The sequence below is a fragment of the Sphingomonas sp. Leaf407 genome (assembly GCF_001425385.1).
Taxonomy (GTDB): domain Bacteria; phylum Pseudomonadota; class Alphaproteobacteria; order Sphingomonadales; family Sphingomonadaceae; genus Sphingomonas.
The window spans coordinates 736,080-762,807 of the sequence record NZ_LMQO01000001.1 but is presented as its reverse complement, the minus strand read 5'-3'; the positions used below and the strand labels follow the sequence as shown (position 1 = coordinate 762,807).

Genomic DNA, 26,728 nt, shown 5'->3' with positions numbered 1-26,728 from the left:
GTGGGACAGTTCGTGTCGCTGCGCGGCCGGCTGTGGCTGGTCGAAGGCGAACCGGATGGCCCGTATGACGGCCATCATCTCGCCTGCGTCGACGACGATGCCGGCGGCGAGGAAGCCCGCGTCCTGTGGAGCGCCGAGATCGATCCCCGGCTGCGCGACGAGGAGGCGTGGGACACGCTGGCCAACAGCGGCGGCGACGCCCGGCTGTTCGCCGCCTATCTGCGCACCGTCCGCTGGCGCACCGCGACCGCCGCCGAACGCGATCTGTTCCAGGCGCCGTTTCGCGCGGGCATCCGGCTCGACCCCTATCAGTTGCTGCCGCTGCGCAAGGCGCTGCGCCTGCCGCGCGTCAACCTGCTGATCGCCGATGACGTCGGGCTGGGCAAGACGGTGGAGGCCGGGCTGATCCTGCGCGAACTGCTGTTGCGGCGGCGGGTCGACTATGCGGTCGTGGTCGCCCCGGCGGCGATGACCGGCCAGTGGCGCGATGAGTTGCAGACGAAGTTCGGCCTCGCGTTCGAGATCGTCGATCGCCAGCATCTCGAAACGCTGCGCCGCCGGCGGGGATATGGTGCGAACCCATGGGCGACGGGATCGCGCTTCATCCTGTCGCACCGCTTGCTGACCGACGAAGCCTATGTCGCGGGCTTACGCGACGTGCTGGAGGATTTTCGCGCCCGTTCGCTGCTGATCCTCGACGAAGCGCATCATGCCGCGCCGTCGGGCGGCGGGCGCTATGGGATCGAAAGCCAGTTCACCCGCGCGCTGCGCGACCTGTCGGACCGGTTCGAACATCGCCTGTTCCTGTCGGCCACGCCGCACAACGGTCACGCCAACAGCTTCGCGACCTTGCTCGAACTGCTCGATCCGCAGCGGTTCACGCGCGGGGTGCCGGTGCGGCCCGCCGATCTCGAACCGGTCATGGTCCGCCGGCTGAAAAGCGACCTGCGCGCATTGGGCGAGGCATTTCCCGAACGGGTTGTCGAACCGGTCGTCCTGACCGGCCTGCCCGCCGACGCGCCCGAGATTCGCCTTGCCGCGATGCTCGCCGCCTATCGTGAGGTGCGCGAGCGGCGGATCGGCGCGCTCAAGGGGCCAGCGGCGGCGCGGGCGCGCCTTGCGTTCGTCGGCCTGCAACAGCGGTTGCTGTCGTCGATCCCGGCCTTCGCACGGACGCTGCGGGTGCATCTCGCGACGCTCGACCGGGCGATCGCCGGGCCGGCGGCACCGGTTGCGATGCCCGACGATGTCGAGGTCGAGCCCCCCGAACGCGCCGATCAGGAAGCGGCCTCGCTCGACCGGCTCGACAGCGCCGCCGCCGTCCAGACCGAGGCGGCGACGCTGGCCGGGATCGGTGGCGCGTCGCATGCCCATCTGCTGGCCGAGCGGGCCTGTGCCGCCGCGATGCTCGACGTGGCCGACAGCGTGCGTGGCCAGGGCGATGCGCGGGTGCGCTGGCTGCTCGACTGGGCCGCCGCGCATCTGCTCGACGGGAATGGGCGGTGGCGCGACCGGCGGCTGATCCTGTTCACCGAATATGAGGATACCCGCCGCTGGCTCGAACGGCAGTTGGGGGTGCTGCTCGATCCGGCCGACGGCCATGAGGCGTCGCGCATCGCCAGCTTCACCGGCATCACCTCGGCCGAACGGCGCGAGGCGATCAAGCGGGCATTCAACGATCCCGACGATCCGCTGCGTATCCTGATCTGCACCGATGCCGCGCGCGAGGGCATCAACCTTCAGGCGCAATGCCACGACCTGATCCATGTCGACCTGCCATGGAACCCCGCCCGGCTGGAACAGCGCAACGGACGGATCGACCGCAAGCTGCAACCCAGCCCGACCGTCACCTGCCGCTATTTCGTCTATGCCGACCGGCCAGAGGACGTCGTGCTCGACGCGCTGGTCCGCAAGACCGAGCTGATCCGCCGTCAACTGGGCTCGGCGGGTCAGGTGCTGGGCGCGCGGATCGCCGATCGTATGGGCGGGGGGATCGCCCGCACGGCGGCCATCGATCTCGCCGCCCGCATCCGCGACGAGGAAGCCGACGAACGGGTCCGCGCGGCGGTCCGCGATCTCGACGATGGCGACGTCGCCCGCCGCGCCCGGCTGAAACGCGAGCAGGCCGAGCTTGCCGTCGCGCTGGAACGCGCGCGCCGCCGGGTCGGCGTCGAGCCGGACGACCTGCGATCGGTCGTGGCGCTGGCGCTCGAACGGTCGGGTGGCGGCTGGAGCGATGGTGAACGGATCGGAGAAACTCCGGTATTCCGGCTCGATCCGGCGTTCGCGAGCGATTCCGGCTGGCAACCGCTGTTCGACGAGTTGCGCGCCCGTGGCCCCCGCCCCGGCGAGCGGCCGGGGGAATGGCGTGCCAGCGCCGATGCGCAGGTCCGGCGCGTCAGCTTCGCACCCGCGATCCTGCCCGACGGCCGCGACGCCGGCGATGTGGTGCAGGTACATCTGGAACATCGCCTCGTCCGCCGGCTGCTCGGCCAGTTCCTGTCGGCGGGGTTCCAGCAGGGATTGGAACGGGCCTGCGTCATCGAAACCGGCAGCGTGCCGCGCCCGCGTGTCGTGCTGATCGGACGGCTGGCGTTGTTCGGCGAACGCGCGGCCCGGCTGCACGAGGAGGTGATGAGCGTCGCCGCCGACTGGCGGCCCGCCCCGCGCGACGGGTCGCTCCGGGCACTGGCCGAGGGCGGCGAGGCGGAGGGGCGCGTGCTCGACGGGCTGATCGCGGCGCTGGGCGAGGCGCGGATGGCCGCGCCCGACGTCGCCGCGGCGATCACCGCGCAGGCCGCCGTCGACGTCGCCGATCTTCGCCCGGTCCTTGCCGAACGGGCAGCGGTGCGGCAGGCGCGCATTGCCGCCGAACTCGACCGTCGCGCCGCCGGTGAGGCCGATACGCTCCACGCGCTGCTGCAACAGCGGATCGATCGCATCCGCCGCGAACGGGGCAGCGACGATCGCCAGTTCGCGCTGCTGCTCGATCCCGCCGAGGCGCGCCAGCGCGCCGCCGACCGCCGGTCGTGGGAGCGCGCGGCGACGCGGCTCGACGACGAACTGGTCCGCGAGCCGGAACGGCTGCGCGCGGCGGCCAGGGTGCGCGCGAGCCGGCTGGAGCCGATCGGGCTGGTCTATCTCCATCCGCCCGGCTGGAGCGGCGAATGAGCCGGCCATCGCCCACCGATGCGCACGACTGGATCGGCTATCTCCAGCCGACCGGGCTGGTCGTCGCGTCCGCCGCGCTCGCGCGGATCGGCGCATGGCCGACGCCGCAGGGCGCGGATGACGGCGCGGCCGTGGCACGCGCGCTGGCGGGCACGGATCGCTGGCCCTTCTTTCGGGACGCGCTGGGCTGGCCCGCCGAGCGGGTCGCGGGGGCACCCGGCGGACCGGCGCTGCCCGATGGGTTGCGATGCTCGCTCGATGATGGCGCGACGCTGCTTGAACCGGACTGGGCGGTGTTCGCCGCCGACGGGTCGGTGCAGTTGCTCGTACGGATCGAGGGCGATGACGTCGACCTCGACCGGCGGGGCATGCTGGACGGTTGGGCGGCTACCGCGCACCAGCGCTTCGAACGCCTGCTGCGTGAAACCGGCGTTCCGGCAGGCGTGTTGATCGGCGCGCGGCCGACCGGGCGGAAGGAGGGACCGGCGCACGAGGCGGTCCTGCGCCTCGTCGTCGCGCCGCGCGGCGACGTGTCGGGGCATATGACGTGGCCGCTGGCCCCGCTGGGCGAGGTGTCGGGCCGGGCGATGCTCGGCGGGCTGAAATTGTTGCTCGATGCCCATGCGCTGTTCACCGGGCCGCCGTCGCACCGGCTGCCAGCCCTGCTCGCCGAAAGCCGTGCCGCGCAGGCCGATGTGTCGATCCGGCTGGCGGGGCAGGTCCTCGCCAGCCTGCACGAACTGTTGCGCGGTATCGACGCGGCGTCGCCCGAACCCGTCCGCCGGCTGGCCGCGCACGACCCGCAGCATTTGTACGAAGGGCTGCTGACCGTCCTGTTGCGGCTGATCTTCATCCTCTATGCCGAGGATCGCGCGCTGATGCCCTCGGCAGGCGGCGCGGCGGCGGCGATGCTGTACGAACGCGGCTATTCACTGGGCGCGCTTCACCTGCACCTGCGCGACGATGCCGCGCGCCACCCCGATGGCATGGACGAGCGGCGCGGGGCATGGGGGCGGTTGCTGGCGCTGTTCCGGCTGGTCGAGCGCGGGCATCCCTCGGGCTTCATGCAGGCGCGCGGCGGCAAGCTGTTCCGCGAGGCGGCGTTTCCGTTCCTGCTCGGGCAAGATGGCATCGACGATCTGGCGCGGGTGCTGCCGGTCGGCGACGGCTGTATCCTGCGCGTGCTCGACGGGCTGCTGCTGCTGGACGGCGAACGGGTCGCCTATCGGTCGCTCAGCGTCGAACAGATCGGGTCGGTCTACGAAACGGTGATGGGCTTCACCGTCGAGGCGGCGGGCGGCGCGATGCTGGCGATCCGCGCGGGCAAGACCAACCGCGTGCCGGTGTGGGTCGATCTCGCTGCGCTCGCCGCGGTTCGTGGCGGCGAGCGCGAGAAGTGGCTGAAGGAGGCGACCGGGCGCGGTACCTTTCCCGCCGCTGTCGCGAAGGGGCTGCGACAGGCGGTCGACGTCGCCGCGCTGGTAGCGACGCTCGCCCCCGTCGTCGATCCGCGCGCGTCGCCGCGCGGCAGCCCGGTCGCGGCCGGCACCCCGATCCTGCAACCCACCGACGAACGCCGCCGGACCGGCAGCCATTATACCCCGCGTTCGCTGACCGGGCCGATCGTCGCCCATGCGCTGCGGCCCGCGTTCGACCGGATCGGCCCCGATGCGCGCCCGTCAGAGGTCCTCGATCTGAAAGTCTGCGATCCCGCCGCCGGGTCGGGCGCGTTTCTGGTCGAGGCGTGCCGGCAGCTCGGCCAGCGGCTGGTCGATGCGTGGGGGCGCTGGCCGGTGCAGCGGCCGACGATCCCCGCCGACGAGGACGAACTGCTCCATGCCAAGCGGCTGGTCGCGCAGCATTGCCTGCGCGGCGTCGATCGCAATCCGCTGGCGATCGATCTCGCCAAGCTGTCGCTGTGGCTGGAGACGCTGGCGAGCAACCATGAATTCACGTTCCTCGACAATGTGCTGCGTGCCGGCGACAGTCTGGTCGGGCTGCCCAATCCCAAGATCGTCGCCGTCACCTGGGGCAAGGTGTCGGGCCAGCACAGCTTTGTCGAGGCGATCGTGCAGGACGGCATCGATGCGGCGGCCGAACTGCGCCGGCTGGTCCGCACCGAGGCGGAGGTCGCCGCCTATGACGTGCAGGAAGCGCGTCACCGCGCCGCCGGAACCGCGCTGAAGCGCGCGCATCTGGTTGCCGACGCGATCCTCCAGTCGTTCTTCGAGGGCACCGGCGCGCGCGATCGCGACGTGCGGCTGGCGGAGGTGCAGCAACTGGTATTGGCACCGAGCGAGCGAAGCTGGGCCGCGCTGGAGGCGTTGCGCGATCGGTTGCAGGCATCGCCGATCGGGATCGCCAGCTTCCATTGGGAACTGGAATTCGAGGATGTGTTCACCCGGCCCAATCCGGGGTTCGACGCGATCATCGGCAACCCGCCGTTCGCCGGCAAGAACACCATCGCCGCCGGTCACGCCCGCGCCTATCCCGACTGGCTCAAGACGCTGCATCCCGGCGCGCACGGCAATGCCGATCTGGCGGCGCATTTCTTCCGCCGCGCGTTCGCGCTGCTGCGGCGGGGCGGCGCGTTCGGCCTGATCGCGACCAACACCATCCGCCAGGGCGATACCCGCGAAACCGGGCTGCACCGGATCGTGCAGGACGGCGGCACGATCTACCGCGCGGTCAGCCGGTATCAATGGGAAGGCGACGCCGCCGTCGTGGTGGCGCAGGTCTTCGTGGTGAAGGGTGCGGCGAGCGGACCGGTGATCCTCGACGATCGCCCGGTGCAGCGGATTTCGGCCTATTTGATGGAAGGGGATCTCGACGGATCGCCGGCCCGGTTGGTGAAGAATGAAGGTCAGTCGTTCATTGGTTCGTTCCTGCTCGGCATGGGTTTCACCTTCGACGATGTGAACGCGGCCAAGGGTAAGGCATCGCCACTCGCCGAGATGCAACGATTGTTGTCCGTCGATCCGCGAAACGGAGCGGTAATCAAACCCTATCTCGGCGGCGAGGAGATCAACAATTCTCCGACCCATGCCCATCATCGCCATACCATCGATTTCGCCGACTGGCCGCTCAGACGCGAAAGCGACCTTGTCTGGCATGGCCTTTCGGACGCGGAGCGCGCCGATCGCCTGCGCCATGGCATCGTGTCGCCGCAGTACGCCGGACCGGTCGCGGCGGATTGGGCGGACCTGCTCGCTATCGTCGAACAACGGGTAAAGCCCGACCGGCTTTCGCAGGGCGACCCCAATGGCCAGCGGATATGGTGGCGATTCCTGCGGGGTCGCGGCGAATTGTACCGCACGATCGCACCGCTCGATCAGGTACTGGTCATCAACTGTGGTGCGACACCGCATGTCTGTTTCGCGCGACGTCCCGGGAATGTCGTGTTCTCCCACACCGCCGCTGTCTTCGCACTTCCGACGCTGTCGGCGTTCGCGGTGCTGCAATGCCGGGTCCATGAGGTTTGGACGCGGTTCTTTGCGTCCTCAATGAAAGACGACGTTCGCTACACACCATCCGACTGTTTCGAAACCTTCCCCTTCCCGACCGACTACTCCAGCAACGTGTCGTTGGAAACCGTCGGCCAAGCCTATCACGACCATCGCGCCGCGCTGATGATCGCCTGCGATCAGGGCATGACGCCGACCTACAACCGTTTCCACCGGCCGGGCGATACCGCCGCCGACATCGTTCGCCTGCGCGAACTGCACCATGCGATAGATCGCGCGGTCCTCGTCGCCTATGGCTGGGACGACTTGGCCGATGCCGCCGCGCCGGTGTTCCTGACCGCCGGGAGCGAGGACGATCATCGCTATCAGAACCGGCTGTTCTGGCCGGCCGCGTTCCGCGACGAGGTGCTGGCGCGATTGCTGAAACTCAACGGAGAACGCGCGATGCAAGGGGCGCTGCCATGACCGCCGCCGGAGTTCGCACGGCGATCGTCGATCGCCTGCGCCGCAATCTGATCGGCCCGTCCGACCCCGCCGATGCCGATCTCGCGAGCGAACGGCTGCCGCCGGGCGAGAGCCCGTCGCGCTGGTATCTCGCCGGCTTCATCGCGCCGTCGGGCGAACTGACCGTGCTGGGCGACCTCGCCGGCGAAGCGCAGGAGGACGAGGTCGACAGCTTCATCCCCGACACCGAGGGGTTCGGTGCCGGCGGTGCCGCCGGCGACCATGACGAGCCCGATCCGCCGGCCACCCGGCGACGGTTCCTGCCCAGCAGCATCGGCCTGTCGACGATGGTCGATGCGGCGGCAACGACGATCGACGTGACCGTGCGCTGGGGCGACTATGTCCCCGAACCACCGGTGCCGTTCGAAATGCTGGAAAGCGGCGGCGAGCCCAGGGGCCAGCCGATCAGTTGGCGGCGCGTGCCCCGCGACGCGACGATCACCATCGCGTTGCCCGACGCGGCGGCGGGGATCGTGCATCACCCCCTGCCCGGCTCGGCGGCGACCGCGCGGCCCGGTGGCGCGCTCGAACTGGCGGTGCGGACGCGGCCGTTCCGCCTCAACCTCGCCACCGGTGCCACGCGCGCGGTGCAGGTCGTGACGGTCTTTCTCATCAACAAGCGGCTGGAACCGGCGTCGCACTACCGCGACCTCGCCTATGCCTATCAGGTGCAACTCGACGTGACCTGCGCCGGGGGCTTCGTGGCGCAGCACGACCTGTCGCGCATCGCCCGCGACGACTGGGACGACCAGTTGGCGGACCTGCATTACCGCGACAGCGCCGCCTATTCCGCCGGCCTCGGCTGTTCGACCGGCCATGTCGTCGGGGGCGACGGGCAAGTCCGGTGCATCCATACCACCCATCTGCCGCGCGCGGCGGTGGAGCGTACCGTTGCGGCCCCGGTCGCCGACGTGACCTTCGCCATGGACCGGCTGGCCGACCTCGCGCGAACCGATGGCACGGCACTTGCCGACGCGCTCGCCCCGCTCATCCCCGCCTATCGCGCATGGTCGCTCGCGCAGGAGGCGATGGCGGCGAGCGATCCGGCGATCGTCGGCGCACCGCAACGCACCCGCACCGCCGCCACGCTGCTGGCGGCGCAACGGGTGGCCTGCGACCGGATCGCGGCGGGCATCGCGCTACTTGCCCAAGACGAACGCGCGCGCACCGCGTTCGAGATCGCGAACCGCGCCATCGCCGATGCCGCCCGCGCGCGCCGGCCGCAGGACAGCGCACCGGCGTGGCGACCGTTCCAGCTCGCCTTCCTGCTGCTGAACCTCGCCGGGCTGGTCGATCGCGGCCATGACGATCGCGAAACCGCCGACCTGTTGTTCTTCCCGACCGGCGGCGGCAAGACCGAAGCCTATCTCGGCCTCGCCGCCTTCACCATCGCGCTGCGCCGGCTGGGTGCGGACGGCGTCCTCGGGGCCGGGGTCGCGGTCATCATGCGCTATACGCTGCGGCTGCTGACGCTCGACCAGTTGGGACGCGCGGCCGGCGTCGTCTGCGCGCTGGAGCTGTTGCGCACCGGCGATGCTTACCGCGACGATCGGGGTCGTCCCCTGCTTGGCGACTGGCCGATCGAGATCGGGCTGTGGGTGGGATCGGACGCCAGCCCCAACCGGCTGGGGCGACGCGGCGACCGCAGCGACGGCACCGCCGTCCGCCGCGTCCGCGCCTATACCAGCGGTCGCGACACGCGCGCGCCCGCGCCGATCAAGACCTGCCCGTGGTGCGACACGGCGTTCACCCCGCAGAGCTTTCGCTGCGTACCCAATGCCGACGCGCCGACCAACCTCGAACTGCGCTGCGTGAACCTCGCCTGCCCGTTCACCGGCGACCGCGCACTGCCGGTGGTGACGGTCGACGAGGCGATCTATCGCCGCCTGCCCGCCTTCCTGATCGCGACGGTCGACAAATTCGCCGCGCTGCCATGGAACGGGCCGGCGGGGGCGTTCTTCGGCCATGTCGACCGGCACGACGATACCGGCTTCTATGGCGCGGCCGAACCGGGGCATGGCCGCACGCTCGGCGATCATCCGCTCGCGCCACCCGATCTGGTGATCCAGGACGAGCTGCATCTGATCTCCGGTCCGCTCGGCACCGTCGCCGGGCTGTACGAAGCCGCGATCGACGCGCTGGCAACTCGCGACGTCGGCGGACGGCGGGTGCGGCCGAAGATCGTCGCCTCGACCGCGACGGTCCGCCGCGCGAGCGACCAGATCCGCGCACTGTTCGACCGGCACGACACGCGCATCTTTCCCGCCCCCGGCGTCGATCGCCGCGACAGCTTTTTCGCGCAAACCCGGCCCGAAAGCGATGCCGATCCGGCACGCTGGTATGTCGGCATCGCCGCGGCGGGGCGCGGACCGAAGCTGGTGTTCCTACAAGCGCTCGTCACGCTGCTCGGCGCGGCGCAGGGCCTTGCCGACGAGGGCGGCGACGCCGATGCCTATCGCACCGCGCTGTGTTATTTCAACGCGCTGCGCGAACTGGGCGGCGCGCGGCGGATCGTCGAGGACGAGGTGGCGACCCGCCTGCTCGATTACGGCGACCGCCGCCGCCGGATCGAGCCGGTCGACCGCCCGTTCGGCAACCGCCTGCTGGGCGAACCGGTCGAGCTGACCTCGCGCGTGTCGACCGATCAGGTGGCGGCGGCCAAGCGCCGGCTCGAAACGTTGTTCCTGCCCGATCCGGCCGGCGAAGCGCCGGTCGACGTCGCGCTGGCGACCAACATGATCTCGGTCGGCCTCGACATCGACCGGCTGGGACTGATGCTGGTGCAGGGGCAGCCCAAGACGGCGGCGGAATATATCCAGGCGACCAGCCGCGTCGGGCGCAATCCCGCCCGGCCGGGGCTGGTCGTGGCGGTGCTGAACGTCCACAAGCCGCGCGACCGGATGCACTTCGAACAATTCGGTCATTTCCACGACACCTTCTACCGCGCGGTGGAAGCGACGAGCGTGACGCCATGGTCCGCCCGCGCGCTCGACCGGTCGCTGGCCGCCGTGGTCGTGGCGATCGCCCGCCATCTCGATCCGGCGCTGACCCCGTCCGATGCGGTCGACGCGCTGGCGAACGCGCCCGCCGTCCGGGCCGCCGTCCTCCGCCATCTGGTCGATCGCGCGCCCGCCGATATTGCCGGGGGCAAGGAACGGCTGGCGGCGACGATAGAGGGCCTGCTCGACGACTGGACCGCCATCGCCGATGCCCAGATCGCGACCGGCGCGGGCTTCACCTACGACACCCGGCCGCAACGGCTGCTCCATCCCCCGCTCGACCCGGCATTGCCCAACCTCGACCCCGCGCACCGCCGGTTCCAGGCGGGGTGGAGCATGCGCGACGTCGAGCCGGGCGTCCTCGTCAAACCCCGTGGACCGACCGGCGAGACGGTCAGCGGCGCCGGAGACATGACATGAGCGGACACCGCCCGACGCTGCGCCAGTCGCAGCTCATTACCGGTTTCGGTCCCGGCGCTATGGTCGACCTGCCGACCCGGTCGGTCATCATCGGCGGGCTCGACCTGTGGCACATGCGCGAACGCGGCAGTTGGCGGCCGATCCACGAACCGCGCGCGGTCGCGGTGCTCGAAACGCTGCTGCGCGCCGGCGGGCGGCTCGACGACGGCGTTCGCCTGTCGCTGCGCACGCCGCCGGCGCATGACGAAGGAGCGAACGGTCGGGCCGATCCGCCGGGGATCGAGGCACGTATCTTTCCGGCATGGTTCGTCGCGCGCGATGCCGAGGTGGTCGGCGACGTCCGCCGCCGCCGGCTGGTGCGCTGGCGTGACCTCAATCCACGCGGCCGTGCCGATTTCGTCGACGACGACGGCCGGCGCAAGGCGGTGACGCCGATCCGCTTCGTCGCCGGCTGCCGCAAGGGGCATTTGCAGGACATCGACTGGACCTTCGCGGTCCATATCGGATCGCCCGATCGGTGCGCGCAGCCGCTGTGGCTGGAGGAACAGGGCACGTCGGGCAGCCCGGCGGCGACGCGGATCGTCTGCGATTGCGGCGCGGCGCTGTCGCTGCGCGATGCGCAGACGAAAGGCCGGTTCGGCCCGTGCCGGGGACGCCGCCCATGGTTGCGGACCGACGAACCGGGCGGATGCAGCGAGGATCTGCGCTTTCTCACCCGCACCGCGACCAACTCCTATTTCCCGCAGGTGCTGACCGTCATCTCGCTGCCCGCCGCCGAGGACGAACTGACCCGGCTGATCGAACAGCATATGGACGCGATCGGCTGGGTCGAGCGGACGGCGGAGATGGCCATCGCCCGCCGCGCCAACCCCGCCGTCGGCGCCGCGCTCGCCGGCTGGAGCGACGCGGAGATCGTCGGGCGCATCGGCCAGCTTCGCGCGACCGGCCAGCAGAATCTGGACAAGGCCCCCAAGGTCGCCGAATTCGACCTGCTGGCCAGCGGACTGGCCGAGATCGGTTCCGACCATGCCGAAGCACGGCTGCACGCCCGGACGCTGCCGCGCGAGGCATGGGACGGCAACCGCGCGCGCCTCGCCCCGATCGCCTCGGTGGTGTCGGTCCACCGGTTGCGCGAAGTGTCCTGCCTCTACGGCTTCACCCGGTTCGAAGCGGCCCCGACCGCGATCGACGGCGATCTGGAGGAACTCTATCTCGCGGTCGAGGGCGCGGCGCTGGCCGACCATCTCGAATGGCTACCGGCGGTCGAGCAACTTGGCGAAGGCATTTTCCTGCGTTTCGACCCGGCGGTGATGCGCGACTGGCTGAGCCGCCCCGAAGTCGCGCGACGCCACGACCTGCTCTATCGCGGCTGGGACCGCTGGCGCGACGGGCAGATCGGCGGCGACCGGCTGCGCTTCCCGACGCTGGCCTATTACGCGATCCACAGCCTGTCGCATGCGCTACTCAACGAGATCGCGCTGGAGTGCGGCTATCCCGCGACCTCGCTCAAGGAACGGCTCTACGCGCTGCTCGACCCCGATGGCGAGCGCTACGGGCTGCTACTCTATACCGCCAGCACCGGCGCGGGCGGTACGTTAGGTGGCCTCACCGCCGTCGTCCCCCGGCTGGGCGCGATCATCGAACGCGCGCTCGACCGGCTGGCGCTGTGTTCGGGCGATCCGATCTGCACCGAACATGATCCCGATTCCCACATGGACGAACGCGCGCTGAGCGGTGCCGCCTGCCACAGTTGTCTGCTGGTCGCCGAGACGAGCTGCGAGGCGCGTAACCTCTATCTCGATCGTACGCTTGCCACGGCGACCGTGCTCGATCACGGCGCTGCGCTGTTCGGGCAGGCTACCGGATGAGGAGCGTCGCAATCATGGCCGGGCGGCGGTTTAGCGCCAGTTTTCATGCTGTTCCTGTTGGTAAATTTCGGCTTGCGTCGCGCGGTGCTTCCCGGCAGCTTGGCGTGAACGGGAGGGGAACGCATGATCGGTTGGCGTGACGGCGACGGAGCGGTGCATCGTGGCTCGCTGTTCGCCGCGTTCGCGGCATTGTCGCGTGGCGAGGCATGGAGTTTCCCCGCGCTGCGCCCGCATCAGCGCGAGCCATGGCATAGTTTCACCGTACAGGTCGCAGCACTCGCCTTGCTGAACGCCGGAACCGACGAACCGCCGCACGACGAAGCCGCTTGGCGGGAGCTGCTGCTCGCGCTGACCCCCGCGTATCCCGACGGCGAGCCATGGTCGCTGGTCGTCGAGGACTGGACCAGACCCGCGCTGCTCCAGCCGCCGGTCGTGATCCCGGCCAATCGCGCCGACTACAAGAACCCGCTACGCACCCCCGACGCGCTCGACATGCTCGTCACCTCGCGCAACCACGACGTAAAGCAGGAACGCATCGCCGTCGCGAGCGAGGAGGACTGGCTCTTCGCCTTGGTCACGCTCCAGACGACCGAGGGGTTTCTGGGCGCGGGCAACTACGGCATCTCGCGGATGAATGGCGGGTTTGCCACGCGGATGACACTGGGCATCCGGCCGGGCAACGGTGGCGCGGCGGCGGCGTTCTGGCGCGATGTGGTGCGGCTAGTGCAGCATGGCCGCGCCCGTCCCCAACGTCGACAGGGCACCGCGCTGCTCTGGACCGTGCCGTGGGACGGGACGCTGTCGCTACGCTTACCCGACCTCGACGAACTGTACGTCGAGATTTGCCGTCGCATCCGCCTGACCCACACGCCGTTAAATGGGGTCGAGGGACTGGCCGCTGGATCGAAGGTCGCGCGGATCGCCCCCGGCGATTCGAAGGGCGTCACCGACGATCCCTGGGCGCCGATCAAGGTTGACCGGTCATCCAGTCATACCCCTAGCAGCGCCGGCTTCGGCTATCGTCAGATCACGCATCTGCTCGACGACAAGAAGATCACCCGTCCGTTGCTCGCCAATCCCTACGACGGCGACGATCCCGCGGGCCTCACCATCCTCGCCGCCGCACTGGTGCGCGGACAGGGCAAGACCGAAGGACTGCACCGCCGCCCGGTACGCACCAGCCGGATGGGCGAATGGGACGGTTTCAGCGAGGACCCGCTCGACCGCGTCGGCAAGGTAGCGGAAGAACGCGCGGTTCAGGCCGGAATGGCTGCTAAATTTCTGCGCGACGCTTTGCTGGTGTTGGTTCAGGGCGGGCCAGACGAACCGCGCCTTGACGACAGTTCGGGGCGGAAGAAAACCGACCGCTACGTCGAACGGTTCGACGCCTGCGTCGACCAGGTGTTCTTTGACAAGGATTTCTGGGCCGAAGTGGTAAACGACCCGGGCAACCATCTCCAGGAATGGCGCAAGCGGTTGCGCCTGATGGCAGGTGCCGAACTGGACCGCGCGGCCGATGCCGGACCACTTGGCGAAATGCGCCTGCTGCGAGCCCGCCCCAAAGCTCGAATAAAGTTCGACGATAAAATGGACCCGTGGATAAAGAAAGCGGAACATGGCAAGTAGCGCAACCACCGTTGCTACCCAGCGAAGCAGTTCGGTAAACGTCAACGACTGGATGGAATGCCTGTCGTGGCAATTGCAGTACAGTTCGACCGGCCAGCGAGCCAGCCTGCGACGGATACCACTGACCAAGTCGTTCAAAGCCGATGGCACTATCATCGCCTTCATTACCAAGGCGAATGTTCCATTATACAAGCGGGAACACGACTTCGATCGCTGGCGAATGCTAACGCACTTCGCCGCCATGCTGGTTGGAACGGGCGAGGCAGGGCCTAACTTGCCTTTTGTTCACAAAGAAAAAAAGTGTCTGGGCACGATATTAGGGACGCTCGATTATCCCGAAGTTCGGCTGTTACGGCTGCTGAGTGTGCGTGGCGAAGCACTCGACGACCAAGTTCGGCGCGTTGCCCGGATATTGGCGCAGAAAGGCGAACGTCAGGTGAATCTTTGGAGATTGTACCACCTCCTGAGCGGCGATGCGAAGAGTGCCGAGGCCGCCCGCATCGCAATCGCGCATAATTTTTACATTGCCAAACCATGATTCACGACGGGGATCCCATGACGAACAGCGACATGCTGCCAAAATTCCTGCAAATCCATTTCCTCGCGGCATGGCCCGGCGCGCTGCTCAACCGCGACGATGCCGGTCTGGCCAAGCAATTGCCGTTCGGCAATGCGACGCGGACGCGAATTTCGTCGCAATGTCTCAAGCGGCATTGGCGGACCGCCGATGACCAGCATGCGATCGACAAGCTGGCAAAGGCACATGGCGCGGACGGCGTTCGCAGCAAGTTCGCGATCGAACAGCGGGTTACGGACGGTTTGCGACAAAGGCACCCCAAGAAAGATTTGGTCGACGCGATCGAACTGGCGATCCTGAAAACGATCTATGGCGACAAGGCCAAATTGTACGATGGCACGTCGGCCAGCGTCCGCGAACGGCAGGCGCTGCTGCTCGGCCCCGTCGAACTGGCGTATCTGAAGGCGCAGGCGGAACGCTTCGCCAGCGAAACCGACGATCCGAAAGAGGCCAAAACGCTGGTTGAGACATGGGCGAAGGAACGCGACCAAAAAGGCAATCTGAAGCAGTTGCGTGAACAAAACGCACTGGCATCAAGCCTTGAAGCGGCACTGTTCGGCCGGATGGTAACGAGCGATGCGCGCGCGAACCGTGACGCCGCAATCCACGTCGCCCACGCCTTCACCGTCCATCAGGAACAGTCCGAACTCGATTATTTCACGGTCGTCGATGATTTGCGCCAGGAAGAGAGTGACGCCGGTGCCGCCGGTGTATTCGACACGCAACTGACCTCGGGCCTCTATTATGGCTATGTCGTGGTCGACGTACCGCTGCTGGTCTCGAACCTGACCGGCTGTGCGCGTGGCGACTGGGCCAGCGATCAGGACCGCGATCTTGCCGCGCAGGTCGTCGAACATCTCGTCTACCTCATCGCCGAGGTGACGCCGGGCGCGAAGAAGGGATCGACCGCCCCCTATGGTCGGGCGGAACTGATGCTAATCGAAGGAGGCGATCGCCAGCCGCGCACGCTGGCCAACGCCTTTCGCGACGCGGTGCCGCTGGTCGACAAGAACAGCAACGCTTCGCTCGGCATGCGGACAGCGCAGACAATGGCCGATTGGCTAGGTGCCATGGATGGAATGTACGACACCGGTGAAAAGCGGCGTTGGGCTGCGCTGTATCCTGCAATGCTGCCGGACGTGACCAACCACAGCCTGCGCGAACTGGCCGACTGGGCCGGTCATGTCGTGCGCACGGCAACGTTGTAAGGCGCCGGAGCGTGAGGCATCTGCTTCTCGATCTCGACGCGCCGCTGATGAGTTTCGGCGGCGATCTGGTTGATGCGTACGGGGTGGTGCGCGATTTTCCCGCCAAGTCGATGCTGGCCGGGCTGCTCGCCAACGCACTCGGCTGGGAACGGCATGATGCGGCGGCGCATGCCGCCTTGCAGGAGCGGATCGTGATGGGGTCGGTGCGGGTCGTCGCCGGACAACGGCTGCGCGAGTTCCAGACCGCGCAACTGGGCGCGAACGATCGCGGCTGGACGACGCGCGGCCGGGTGGAGGGACGTGCGGGCGGTGCGGCGACCTATAACGCGCCGCACATCCGCTATCGCGACATGGATGCCGATGCCCGCGTCCTGATCGCTTTCCGGCTGACCCCGGCGGAGGTCGCGCCCGACCTCGACACGCTGGGGGCAGCGCTAGACCGGCCGGAACGCCCGCTGTTCATCGGCCGCAAGCCATTCGTGCCGTCACGACCTCTGGTGCTGGACATCGTCGACGCGGCGACGATCCCCGCCGCGCTGGTAGACGGGCTAGCGCTGCTCAAGGACTTGCCGACGGGCTTCAACGCGGCCGCCACCCTGCCCGCGCAATGGCCGATCGGCGAAGCAGTGGACGTGGCAAGTGCGGAGGAAGAGGAACTGACCGACGAACGCCACTGGCCGGCCGGGGTCCATGCCGGACTGCGCCGGGTGATGCGCGGATCGATCGCATGGCCGGAGACGACCGCATGACGCTGCATCTCGTCCGGCTGGCGATCGACCGGCATCCGCTCGCCGTCTACGCCGCCGAGCGGCGGCTGGCCGACGATGACGGCGGCTATGCCTTGCACCATGCGCTTCGCAACCGGTTCAGCAGCGCCGCCCCGCAACCGTTCCGCTATTTCGCCGAACATCCGCGCGGTCCGCATCTGCTGGGCTATGTTGCCGACCGGTCGGCGCTTGATGATGCGGCGGCCCTTCCCTCCGCCGACGATCTGCTGCGCTCGGTCTTTCCCACACCGCCCGATGTTCAGGAAATGCCGGCGACGTGGCGCGCCGGCAGCCGCTATGATTTCGAGGTTCGCGCCCGCCCGGTCGTCCGTTTCGGCAAGAAGAAGCGCGCCGAACGGGCCGGGCGGCAGGACGCGTGGCAACGTAGCGCGAGCGAGATCGACGCCTATGTCGCGGCCTGCGAACGGGTGGTCGCGGCAGGTGGCGACAGCAAGACCGTCCATCGCGAACACGTCTATCGCGACTGGCTGCTCGCCCGGCTCGACGGGATCGCCGAAATCGAGGCGGTCGATCTGCGCATGGCGCTGCGCCAGCGCACCCGGCGCAGCCGGCATGCCACGCCCGACAAGCCGGCGCGTACCTGCCCGGTGGAAGGACCGGATGCCCTCCTCGCGGGTACGTTGCGCGTGACCGACCCCGACCGGTTCGCCGCGCTGCTGGCGCGCGGCGTCGGCCGGCATGCCGCGTTCGGCTTCGGCATGCTGCTGCTCCGGCCGCCGGGGCGGAACGGGTAGATGCTCTCCGGTCGGCTGGGCCTCGAGAAAGCCCGCATCCCGCATGCCGACCGTCAGGGGCTGGTCTGGCTCGATCGCGGGCGGCTGGAAGTTGAGAACGGCTGCCTGCGGTTCGTGACCGCGGGCGGCGGGCAGATGGCGGCCGGGGACTATCAGATCCCCTATCACGCCATCTCGATCGTGCTGCTCGGCCCCGGATCGAGCGTCACCCATGATGCGCTGCGCCTGCTCGCCCGCCACGGATGCGCGCTGGCGGCGATCGGCGACGGCGCGGTCCGCTTCTATACCGCACCGCCGCTGATGCCCGACAGTTCGGCGCTGGCGCGGGCGCAGGTGACGCGCTGGGCCGACCCCAAGTTGCGTATGGAAACCGCACGCGCGATGTACGCGATGCGCTTCGGCGAGATCGTGCGGACGCGCGAGATCGCCGTACTGCGCGGACAGGAGGGCGCGCGGATCAAGCGGGCCTATGCGCTCGCGGCCGAACGACACGGCATCGTGTGGAACGGGCGACGCTACGACCGTGAGAACCCCGAAGCCAGCGATCTTGCCAATCAGGCGATCAACCATGCCGGATCGGCGATGACCGCCGCCGCCTGCGTCGCGGTAGCGGCGACCGGTGCGATCCCGCAACTGGGCTTCGTCCACGAGGATTCGGGCCAGAGCTTCGTCCTCGACATCGCCGATCTCTATCGTCACGACGTGCTGCTCGACATCGCCTTCGGCGCCGTCCGCGAGGCGCGCGCCCGGGGTGCCGCCCCGATTGAACGTCTGGTGCGCAAACGCTCGGCATTGCTGTTCCGTCAGCGTGCCGTCATCCCCGGCATGATCGACCGGATCAAGACGCTGCTGCTCCCGGGCGAAACGCCGCCGCCGGCGCCCCCGGCGGGCATGGCCTGACGTCGATGCCGCTTACCGTCGTCATCACCCGCGACGTCGAGGATCGCTACCGCGGGTTTCTCGGCTCGGCGATGCTCGAACTGGCCCCCGGCGTCTATGCCCAGCCCCGGATGAGTGCTGGCGTGCGCGGCCGGATCTGGGCCGTGGTCGAGGAATGGCATGGCCGCCTGCGCCGCGGCAGCATCGTGATGTGCTGGGCCGAATCCGCCGCCGCCGGCGGTCTGGGGCTTGCAACGCTGGGCGAACCGCCCAAGGATGTGACGGCGCACGACGGCATCCTCCTGGTCCGCCGCGCGCTCCCCGCCCGAACGGAGGATTGAATGGATCTTTGACATTGTTAGAGAGAACAGCCAGTTGGGTGGCAGAGGCTCCCCCGCATGCGCGGGGATAGACCCTGTGCGGAGGCAGGAGCCGCCACACAGAGAACGGCTCCCCCGCATGCGCGGGGATAGACCCCCTACTCCAAAGAAAGCGAAGGTCATCCAGATGGCTCCCCCGCATGCGCGGGGATAGACCCGCGCAATTTTCGTCGGAGACTTCGTCGCCGGCGGCTCCCCCGCATGCGCGGGGATAGACCCTGGGTTGGCATGAATGGCGGGATTCCTTGCAAGGCTCCCCCGCATGCGCGGGGATAGACCCGAGATCAGCCCGTTCGGCACGTCGGTGATGATGGCTCCCCCGCATGCGCGGGGATAGACCCCCTGTTGCATCACCGGCTTTGCGCGCGTGCAGGGCTCCCCCGCATGCGCGGGGATAGACCCCGTCAGTTCGGCCGCGAGATCGACGTCGCCGGGGCTCCCCCGCATGCGCGGGGATAGACCATGATCGGCAAGCCGTGGGAAGCCGTCGAGGATGGCTCCCCCGCATGCGCGGGGATAGACCCGCCTGCTCGTGGCCGCGCAGCGGTTCACCGGCGGCTCCCCCGCATGCGCGGGGATAGACCCGCGGCCGCGCCATGGTCGGCCGTCGAAGGATCGGCTCCCCCGCATGCGCGGGGATAGACCCCCGAGCGCGACGACTTCCGTGGCATCTCCCTCGGCTCCCCCGCATGCGCGGGGATAGACCCCGGTCGCCGCATTTTTCGTCGCAAAAACGCTTGGCTCCCCCGCATGCGCGGGGATAGACCCACTGACACCAGCAATTTTCGGCGCATCGCGTCGGCTCCCCCGCATGCGCGGGGATAGACCCGTCCTCTAATGACACGATCCGATTCACTATGTGGCTCCCCCGCATGCGCGGGGATAGACCCGGGTTGTTGCTGCCCGGCGATTCGGCGTCCGTGGCTCCCCCGCATGCGCGGGGATAGACCCATCAAGGTCGGCGGCCGAGTGCCGGACTTCGGGGCTCCCCCGCATGCGCGGGGATAGACCCGTCGCGCTGACCCCCGCCAGCTTCGGCGACCTGGCTCCCCCGCATGCGCGGGGATAGACCCGTGGGTGTCGCCAGCATGGCGGCCGACGTGCCGGCTCCCCCGCATGCGCGGGGATAGACCCCTTGCGTCGCGGCTGACCAAGCTGATCGAGGCGGCTCCCCCGCATGCGCGGGGATAGACCCGGCGGCCTCGACGGATTCGACTGGCTCGCGATGGCTCCCCCGCATGCGCGGGGATAGACCCGTGCAGCAGTCGTGCGCGCCCCAGGCGAAGGCGGCTCCCCCGCATGCGCGGGGATAGACCCTGTTCGGTCGCTTTGTCGCCGGCGGCGTTGACGGCTCCCCCGCATGCGCGGGGATAGACCCTCGTAATTCCGAGCGCGACCACGGCGCAGTTGGGCTCCCCCGCATGCGCGGGGATAGACCCTTTTCAGGGCCGGTAATGGCTGCAAGCTGCACGGCTCCCCCGCATGCGCGGGGATAGACCCCCCTCCCTCCCGCCCCGGAGGCAGCGCGATGAGGCTCCCCCGCATGCGCGGGGATAGACCCGTCGGCCGCGTGCAGGCCGCGTTCAATTGCACGGCTCCCCCGCATGCGCGGGGATAGACCCGCAATCGTGGAAGCCGCCGGTGCTTTCGAGGAGGCTCCCCCGCATGCGCGGGGATAGACCCGTCTTTGCGCAACGCGGGCTTATGGCTGGCGTGGCTCCCCCGCATGCGCGGGGATAGACCCGGAGTCGAGCGGGGTTCCATCCCAGCTTGGCCGGCTCCCCCGCATGCGCGGGGATAGACCCGCGACCAGCACCGCCCCGCCGCCGACACAGGTGGCTCCCCCGCATGCGCGGGGATAGACCGCTCGACCAGATGGTCAAACAAATTCAGGAAGAGGCTCCCCCGCATGCGCGGGGATAGACCCGCAGCACCGGCGATCAGGCCAAGCCCGTAGCGGGCTCCCCCGCATGCGCGGGGATAGACCCCGCGATGTAGGTGGCGTGGCCAACAGCAGCCAGGCTCCCCCGCATGCGCGGGGATAGACCCAGGGTCGGCAAGATCGCGCCACTGACCTGTTGGGCTCCCCCGCATGCGCGGGGATAGACCCGCGTCACGGCTTGGCTGCGGCCATCTTCCTCGGGCTCCCCCGCATGCGCGGGGATAGACCCTTTGCTGAACTGGTGAAACTGGCTCGTTCCAAGGCTCCCCCGCATGCGCGGGGATAGACCCGTCACGGCGCGTCCGGTGGCCGCAACGCACCAGGCTCCCCCGCATGCGCGGGGATAGACCCGGCGACTATGCGATCGTCGAGGTGCTGGGGCAGGCTCCCCCGCATGCGCGGGGATAGACCCCCGGGGATCTCCGCGCGTGCGCGGGCTGACCAGGCTCCCCCGCATGCGCGGGGATAGACCGTCGGTGGGCGTCACAGGGCCGGTCGATGGCAAGGCTCCCCCGCATGCGCGGGGATAGACCCGGCGGACGGCATCGGCAAATGGGCGGTCGGCAGGCTCCCCCGCATGCGCGGGGATAGACCTTTCGATCCCTTCTTTCAGGCGATCTGCCGGCAGGCTCCCCCGCATGCGCGGGGATAGACCCCGCGAGCGCGACGACTTTTATCCCACCCATCCGGCTCCCCCGCATGCGCGGGGATAGACCGGTAGCACGACCTTGTCAGAGCGCATTGAGATCGGCTCCCCCGCATGCGCGGGGATAGACCCAGCAGGGTGTCGCCTTTCGCCACCCCGGCGAGGGCTCCCCCGCATGCGCGGGGATAGACCCGGCGCAGTCATCACCTACCCGTGCTTCGGGTAGGCTCCCCCGCATGCGCGGGGATAGACCCGCGGCATCGGCATCTTGGAGGTCAAGACTGCCGGCTCCCCCGCATGCGCGGGGATAGACCCACCACCACGCCGCGCATCAGGCGGCGGCCTTCGGCTCCCCCGCATGCGCGGGGATAGACCGTGGGTGCGCTCGACGTCGTCGGCGGTTTCGTCGGCTCCCCCGCATGCGCGGGGATAGACCCCGGGCCTTCGCGTCGCCGCCGGCCACCCGCGCGGCTCCCCCGCATGCGCGGGGATAGACCTCTGCTATGGGAGCGCGACCTCTCGCTGAGCGAGGCTCCCCCGCATGCGCGGGGATAGACCTCGACTTGTGGGAAGGCGATGCGACCGCCTTCCGGCTCCCCCGCATGCGCGGGGATAGACCCAAGGACAAAGACCCTGCCGAAGCAGATGGGCAGGCTCCCCCGCATGCGCGGGGATAGACCCTCACGGGCGGCGGTCATGAAGCGCCTCAGGTCGGCTCCCCCGCATGCGCGGGGATAGACCGTTCGCCGTCGGGATCCACGAACGTCGCCACGAGGCTCCCCCGCATGCGCGGGGATAGACCCCCGCTCGGTGCGGTCGTGCGCTTCGACACCAGGGCTCCCCCGCATGCGCGGGGATAGACCCGGGACGGGGCGTTTGGTGTGGGCCACGAGGTTGGCTCCCCCGCATGCGCGGGGATAGACCCCAGCTCGACGTCTGGTCGCGCTTTCCCGATTTGGCTCCCCCGCATGCGCGGGGATAGACCCGACGGCGACGTCCGTGCCGCGATCGTCGAGTTGGCTCCCCCGCATGCGCGGGGATAGACCCCGCTCGGCGATCATTGCGAAATCGAAGGTTTCGGCTCCCCCGCATGCGCGGGGATAGACCCGTACAGCACGCCGGCCACCAGCGTAACCTTGCGGCTCCCCCGCATGCGCGGGGATAGACCTTCGCCGCAGCGTCGGCGGCCGTCGCGGTGGCCGGCTCCCCCGCATGCGCGGGGATAGACCCCGGCGGATGCGGCCGGCACCTTCGTCGACGGCGGCTCCCCCGCATGCGCGGGGATAGACCCCACGGCGCACCATGGCGCGGTCGGCTCACGCAGGCTCCCCCGCATGCGCGGGGATAGACCCATGCCGGGTTCCCCCTCGATAGGGATGCAGCGGGCTCCCCCGCATGCGCGGGGATAGACCCAGCAGCGCCAAGCCCCGCAGGATGTTCCCGATGGCTCCCCCGCATGCGCGGGGATAGACCCTGCGACGCACCGCCGCCAATGGCTACCCGGTTGGCTCCCCCGCATGCGCGGGGATAGACCCGGGCCAGGACAGCGGCGAATATACTCCCACGTGGCTCCCCCGCATGCGCGGGGATAGACCCACGCCCCTCGCTCGCTATATGCAGGAGACGCAGGCTCCCCCGCATGCGCGGGGATAGACCATCGACGAAGCCGAAAGCGCGCTCGCGCGACTGGGCTCCCCCGCATGCGCGGGGATAGACCCTCGCTTCCGAAGCACGTGACGATTATCCATGGGGCTCCCCCGCATGCGCGGGGATAGACCCGCACCGGGCAGGCCGGGGCGGAATCCAGCACCGGCTCCCCCGCATGCGCGGGGATAGACCCTCGCCGTTTCCTGCCGTTCTATCCGTTCTGACGGCTCCCCCGCATGCGCGGGAATAGACCCTTGCATCCTTCGCCCTTCAGTCGGCCATCACCGGCTCCCCCGCATGCGCGGGGATAGACCCTATGTCGGGTGCTTCGGAACAGGTCGTAACGGGGCTCCCCCGCATGCGCGGGGATAGACCCCTCAACGCGTCGCTCGTCAATGCGCAGGCGGCGGCTCCCCCGCATGCGCGGGGATAGACCCGTCATCCGCCCGAGCATCTTGTCGACGTCGGAGGCTCCCCCGCATGCGCGGGGATAGACCCCCGCTCGAACCGCTCGGCCGCGCGATCGGCGCGGCTCCCCCGCATGCGCGGGGATAGACCCACCACTCCGGCCGTATTCGCTGCCGAGCTCTAGCAGCAACTGGCGGGGTTAATCTCACCCGTTGCTTCACCTGCACTCCTGGGCGACAACATCGGTCGGCCTCTGGTTGCCACTGAATGAAAGAAAGGGGTTACGTCAGCTTTAACTCGGCGATTATATCGGCCTGCAACGCATTATCAGACATCTCTACCAGACGCTCCTGGCTGTGGTCGATCCAGCGCATCATCGTCGATAGCTCGATACCCAGATTCTCCGCTAGCTCCTGCTGCGTCCGTCTGCTGGTTGCCACCAGCCGTGCCGCTTCGTGCTTATTCCTTCATGAACCGTCGCTGCTTCGTCATCGAGTTCGCCTTTTGCTTCAAGGTAACTCTCCATTTTCCGGGGGCACGTTCGTTCCGTTGCGTGCAACGGCAAGAACGCCATCAGGACGGCAAGATCGACCAGTCATCCGTTCCATGATCGTACCACAGCATCAGCACCTTGTTACTTTCGGCGTAGACGGCGACGGCGGCGGCGACCTGTTGCGTTCCGTCGGCACGGGCGTCGAGGAAAAGATACGGGTTGCCGGTGATGCCGCTGGCAAACGGTTGCTTTGGCGAGCGCACCCTGCCCACGCCCTTTTCCATGTCGATCGAAAAGCCCTGGAGCTCCTGCCCTACCCGCCCGAGCAGGATCACGCGGTCGCCATCGACCATCATCTGGAAAGCGCAACTGCGAACCGCCCGACGGGCTGAGGACGTGGAAGGTCTGCTTGGGCTTGTCGTCGTGCTGGTGTCAGGTTTCCAAGGCGGCCAGCGTACCCGTCGGACGACCAACATCGAGCTTGCGGCTACCCCATTGCTGGCCAGGGGTGTGGAAGGCGTTGGTGATCGGACTGGTCGGGAGCAGAAGATTTACGGTGCCGATACGATCGAAGAAGCCGGAGAAACTGCCCGAATAGGTGCATCCCGGGTCGTAGCGGTGTCCGTCGAACAAGTCCTTGAACATGCCATCGGCTTTCACGCCATAGATGGCGATGCCGTCGTACGCTCGTCGCCATGGACCATGATAATCGTCGCCCGCATGCCGTCCACCGTCGACACGACCAGCGGGCTGCAGCGAAGCTTGATCGGCCGCTGGGTACAAAGCGGATGGTTCCATGGGCGGGACGGCTTCAGCACGAGATAGCCTCCGCGCTCCGCTACGATAAGAAGGCGCCGATCTCCACCGTCTTGCGATCGGCCGGAAGCGTAACCGCAGGTGAAACCGAAGCAGGCACCTTTTGAGCCGCTGGATCGATACGATACCGCCGGGTTGCAAGACGTCGGCGACGGCCGGTCTGGATTCGGCGTTCGACTGTACGATGGCCTTATCCACCAGAAAGCTGTCGGTCTTCTTGATCGCCCTGACGGTTTCCAGTCTGCTGCGCAGCGTCGCGAGCTTCGTGACCATCGAATAAATCACGCGCCAGATCTCGACCCGATCGCCATCGAACCGAAGCTGGATGGCCGTTTCCGTTTCGATGTCGCTCTGGATCGTATCGCGAAGGGCCCGTAGCGTCTTCGTAGACTCATCGGTTTCACTCGCTGCCGGGACCGGCGAGCGCTTGTGAGGCACGTCGTCCTGTGTGGATCGTGGAGCCTTGTCAGGATTCTCCCTGCTCGTCGGTTCCTGCGCCAACCTGTCCTCCCCCTCGTTCTGGTTGCCGTACGGAAATGAAACGGCGGGAAGGCGGCAGCGCATTGTTCCGTCGGATTTGCTCGCGTTTTGATGCTGCCCGAACGGCAAATCTATGGCAACGGCAAAGCCCGGACGCTTCCTTGCGTTACCAGCAGACGGAGACAGGCATTGAGTATCGTCGTCACCGGAGCTGCCGGGTTCATCGGTTCGCATGTCGCGCGCCGGCTGATCGACAGCGGGCGCAACGTGATCGGCATCGATAATTTCGAGCCTTATTACGACGTCGCGCTGAAGCATGCCCGCATCGCATCGATCAAGGCGTCGGAACACGGCGGCCGCTTCACGCTGCGCGACGTGGATATTGCCGACGACGTCGCGCTCGATGCCGCGCTGGAGACCGATGCGATCGACGGGATCGTCCATCTCGCCGCGCAGGCCGGGGTGCGCTACTCGATCCTCGAACCGCGCAAATATGTCCGCGCGAACCTGGTCGGCCATCTCAACATGCTCGAGGTCGCGCGGGCGCGGCCGGGGGCGCCGTTCGTCTATGCGTCGTCCTCCTCGGTCTATGGCGGCAACACGGCGCAGCCGTTTCGGGTGGAGGACCGGGTAGATTCCCCGCTCTCGCTCTATGCCGCAACCAAGCGCGCCGACGAGCTGATGAGCGAAACTTATGCCCATCTCTACCGCATTCCGCAGACGGGGCTGCGCTTCTTTACCGTCTATGGCCCATGGGGTCGGCCCGACATGGCGATGTGGCTGTTCACCGACGCCATCCTGTCCGACCGGCCGATCACCGTGTTCAACGGCGGACGCATGGTGCGCGACTTTACCTATATCGACGATATTGTCTCCGGCGTGGTCGCGGCACTCGACCGGCCGCCGCTCGACGATGGCGAGGAAAAAGCCGGGGGCAGCCGTTCGCCGCACCGGCTCTACAACATCGGCAACAACCGGCCCGAAGCGCTGGAGACGCTGATCGCGACGCTGGAGGACGCGCTCGGCCGCAAGGCGATCCGCGACTATCAGCCGATCCAGCCGGGCGACGTGCCCAGCACCAGCGCCGACATCAGCGCGATCAGCCGCGATCTGGGGTTCAGCCCGACGACGCCGATCACCGTTGGCGTGCCGCGCTTCGTCGATTGGTATCGTGACTATACCGGACGCTAAACGCGACAGCATTTGCGCAGTGCGTCGAGCGCGCCTATCGCAGAACGTACGGTCCAACGGAGAAGGACCGGGAATATCGGTCGCCAGGACATGGTTGGCAGTAGGCACGGCGGCCGCGCTGCTGACCGGATGTGCGGGCAGTCGCGGCGGGGACTTCCCCTACAACCCGGACGGCTTCGTCGCTGATGATCCCCCGATTTAGCGTACACCTTTCCTAAGCCCATAAAGGCATGGAGGTGTACAATGCCGAAGACGAGGCGAGAGTTTTCTCCCGAGTTCAAGCGGGAGACAGTTGCCCTGCTGGAAAGCAGCGGGCGGCCGCTGATGCAGGTGGCGACCGAGGTATGGAATTCGCCATCGATGTTACGGAACTGGCGGGCAATGATCCGTAGCGGCACGGCACAGTCAAGGGTAGCGACGCCCGTGGCATCACCACTGCCGTCGCTGGCTGACCAGGCGTCGGAGATCGCGCGACTGAATCGATTTC

At 68.3% G+C, this 26,728-nt stretch carries 14 protein-coding genes, 1 pseudogene and 1 CRISPR repeat array; of the genes and pseudogenes, 13 read left to right on the top strand and 2 right to left on the bottom strand.

Features of this window, described 5'->3' with window-relative positions; translation table 11 throughout:
* The 11 genes from drmD (at position 1) to cas2e (ending at position 18,579) form a co-directional block, all read left to right on the top strand.
* Positions 1 to 3,171: a DISARM system SNF2-like helicase DrmD gene (gene drmD / locus ASG37_RS03460; protein ID WP_235525112.1), complete on the top strand. Its 3,171-nt coding sequence runs from the start codon at positions 1 to 3 to the stop codon at positions 3,169 to 3,171.
* Positions 3,168 to 7,100 carry an Eco57I restriction-modification methylase domain-containing protein gene (locus ASG37_RS03455; protein WP_235525111.1) on the top strand — a complete coding sequence of 1,311 codons (3,933 nt, stop codon included), beginning with the start codon at positions 3,168 to 3,170 and terminating at the stop codon, positions 7,098 to 7,100. Before drmD ends, ASG37_RS03455 begins: the two co-directional genes overlap by 4 nt.
* A complete protein-coding gene (drmA, locus tag ASG37_RS03450) occupies positions 7,097 to 10,558 on the top strand; it encodes a DISARM system helicase DrmA (protein ID WP_055756072.1) in 3,462 nt (1,153 codons plus the stop codon). Before ASG37_RS03455 ends, drmA begins: the two co-directional genes overlap by 4 nt.
* Positions 10,555 to 12,426, top strand: coding sequence for a DUF1998 domain-containing protein (gene drmB / locus ASG37_RS03445; RefSeq protein ID WP_055756070.1), 1,872 nt, complete (start codon positions 10,555 to 10,557; stop codon positions 12,424 to 12,426). The genes drmA and drmB overlap by 4 nt, the downstream gene beginning before the upstream one ends.
* 123 nt (positions 12,427 to 12,549) lie before the next feature.
* Positions 12,550 to 14,052, top strand: a complete 1,503-nt coding sequence (locus ASG37_RS03440; RefSeq protein WP_055756068.1) for a hypothetical protein — start codon at positions 12,550 to 12,552, stop codon at positions 14,050 to 14,052.
* On the top strand, positions 14,042 to 14,590 hold the full coding sequence (locus ASG37_RS17560) for a hypothetical protein (protein ID WP_156349033.1): 549 nt from the start codon (positions 14,042 to 14,044) through the stop codon (positions 14,588 to 14,590). Before ASG37_RS03440 ends, ASG37_RS17560 begins: the two co-directional genes overlap by 11 nt.
* Positions 14,591 to 14,607: 17 nt before the next feature.
* On the top strand, positions 14,608 to 15,837 hold the full coding sequence (gene cas7e / locus ASG37_RS03435; RefSeq protein WP_055757260.1) for a type I-E CRISPR-associated protein Cas7/Cse4/CasC: 1,230 nt from the start codon (positions 14,608 to 14,610) through the stop codon (positions 15,835 to 15,837).
* An 11-nt stretch (positions 15,838 to 15,848) separates the two neighbouring features.
* A complete protein-coding gene (cas5e, locus tag ASG37_RS03430; protein ID WP_200909692.1) occupies positions 15,849 to 16,586 on the top strand; it encodes a type I-E CRISPR-associated protein Cas5/CasD in 738 nt (245 codons plus the stop codon).
* The gene (locus ASG37_RS03425; RefSeq protein ID WP_162233449.1) at positions 16,583 to 17,359 is read left to right on the top strand and encodes a type I-E CRISPR-associated protein Cas6/Cse3/CasE; all 777 of its coding nucleotides are present in this window, start codon (positions 16,583 to 16,585) and stop codon (positions 17,357 to 17,359) included. The genes cas5e and ASG37_RS03425 overlap by 4 nt, the downstream gene beginning before the upstream one ends.
* Complete coding sequence (gene cas1e / locus ASG37_RS03420; protein WP_055756066.1) at positions 17,360 to 18,259, top strand: type I-E CRISPR-associated endonuclease Cas1e; 900 nt, start codon at positions 17,360 to 17,362, stop codon at positions 18,257 to 18,259.
* A 5-nt stretch (positions 18,260 to 18,264) separates the two neighbouring features.
* On the top strand, positions 18,265 to 18,579 hold the full coding sequence (gene cas2e / locus ASG37_RS03415; RefSeq protein ID WP_055756064.1) for a type I-E CRISPR-associated endoribonuclease Cas2e: 315 nt from the start codon (positions 18,265 to 18,267) through the stop codon (positions 18,577 to 18,579).
* Positions 18,580 to 18,625: 46 nt separating this feature from the next.
* Positions 18,626 to 23,412: direct repeats of the CRISPR family, unit length 29 nt; unit sequence GGCTCCCCCGCATGCGCGGGGATAGACCC.
* A gap of 422 nt (positions 23,413 to 23,834) precedes the next feature.
* Here the strand turns inward: cas2e and ASG37_RS03410 are convergent.
* Together ASG37_RS03410 and ASG37_RS17555 are read right to left on the bottom strand one after the other, a co-directional pair.
* Positions 23,835 to 24,110: a hypothetical protein gene (locus ASG37_RS03410; RefSeq protein ID WP_055756061.1), complete on the bottom strand. Its 276-nt coding sequence runs from the start codon at positions 24,108 to 24,110 to the stop codon at positions 23,835 to 23,837.
* Positions 24,111 to 24,186: 76 nt separating this feature from the next.
* Positions 24,187 to 25,179, bottom strand: coding sequence for a hypothetical protein (locus tag ASG37_RS17555; protein WP_156349031.1), 993 nt, complete (start codon positions 25,177 to 25,179; stop codon positions 24,187 to 24,189).
* A gap of 60 nt (positions 25,180 to 25,239) precedes the next feature.
* Between ASG37_RS17555 and ASG37_RS03400 the strand changes: the two genes are divergently transcribed.
* Both ASG37_RS03400 and ASG37_RS17245 read left to right on the top strand, forming a co-directional pair.
* Positions 25,240 to 26,241 carry an NAD-dependent epimerase/dehydratase family protein gene (locus ASG37_RS03400; RefSeq protein ID WP_055756058.1) on the top strand — a complete coding sequence of 334 codons (1,002 nt, stop codon included), beginning with the start codon at positions 25,240 to 25,242 and terminating at the stop codon, positions 26,239 to 26,241.
* A 243-nt stretch (positions 26,242 to 26,484) separates the two neighbouring features.
* Positions 26,485 to 26,724: pseudogene (locus tag ASG37_RS17245) on the top strand (transposase); the annotation flags it as partial.
* Between the last annotated feature and the right edge of the window lie 4 nt (positions 26,725 to 26,728).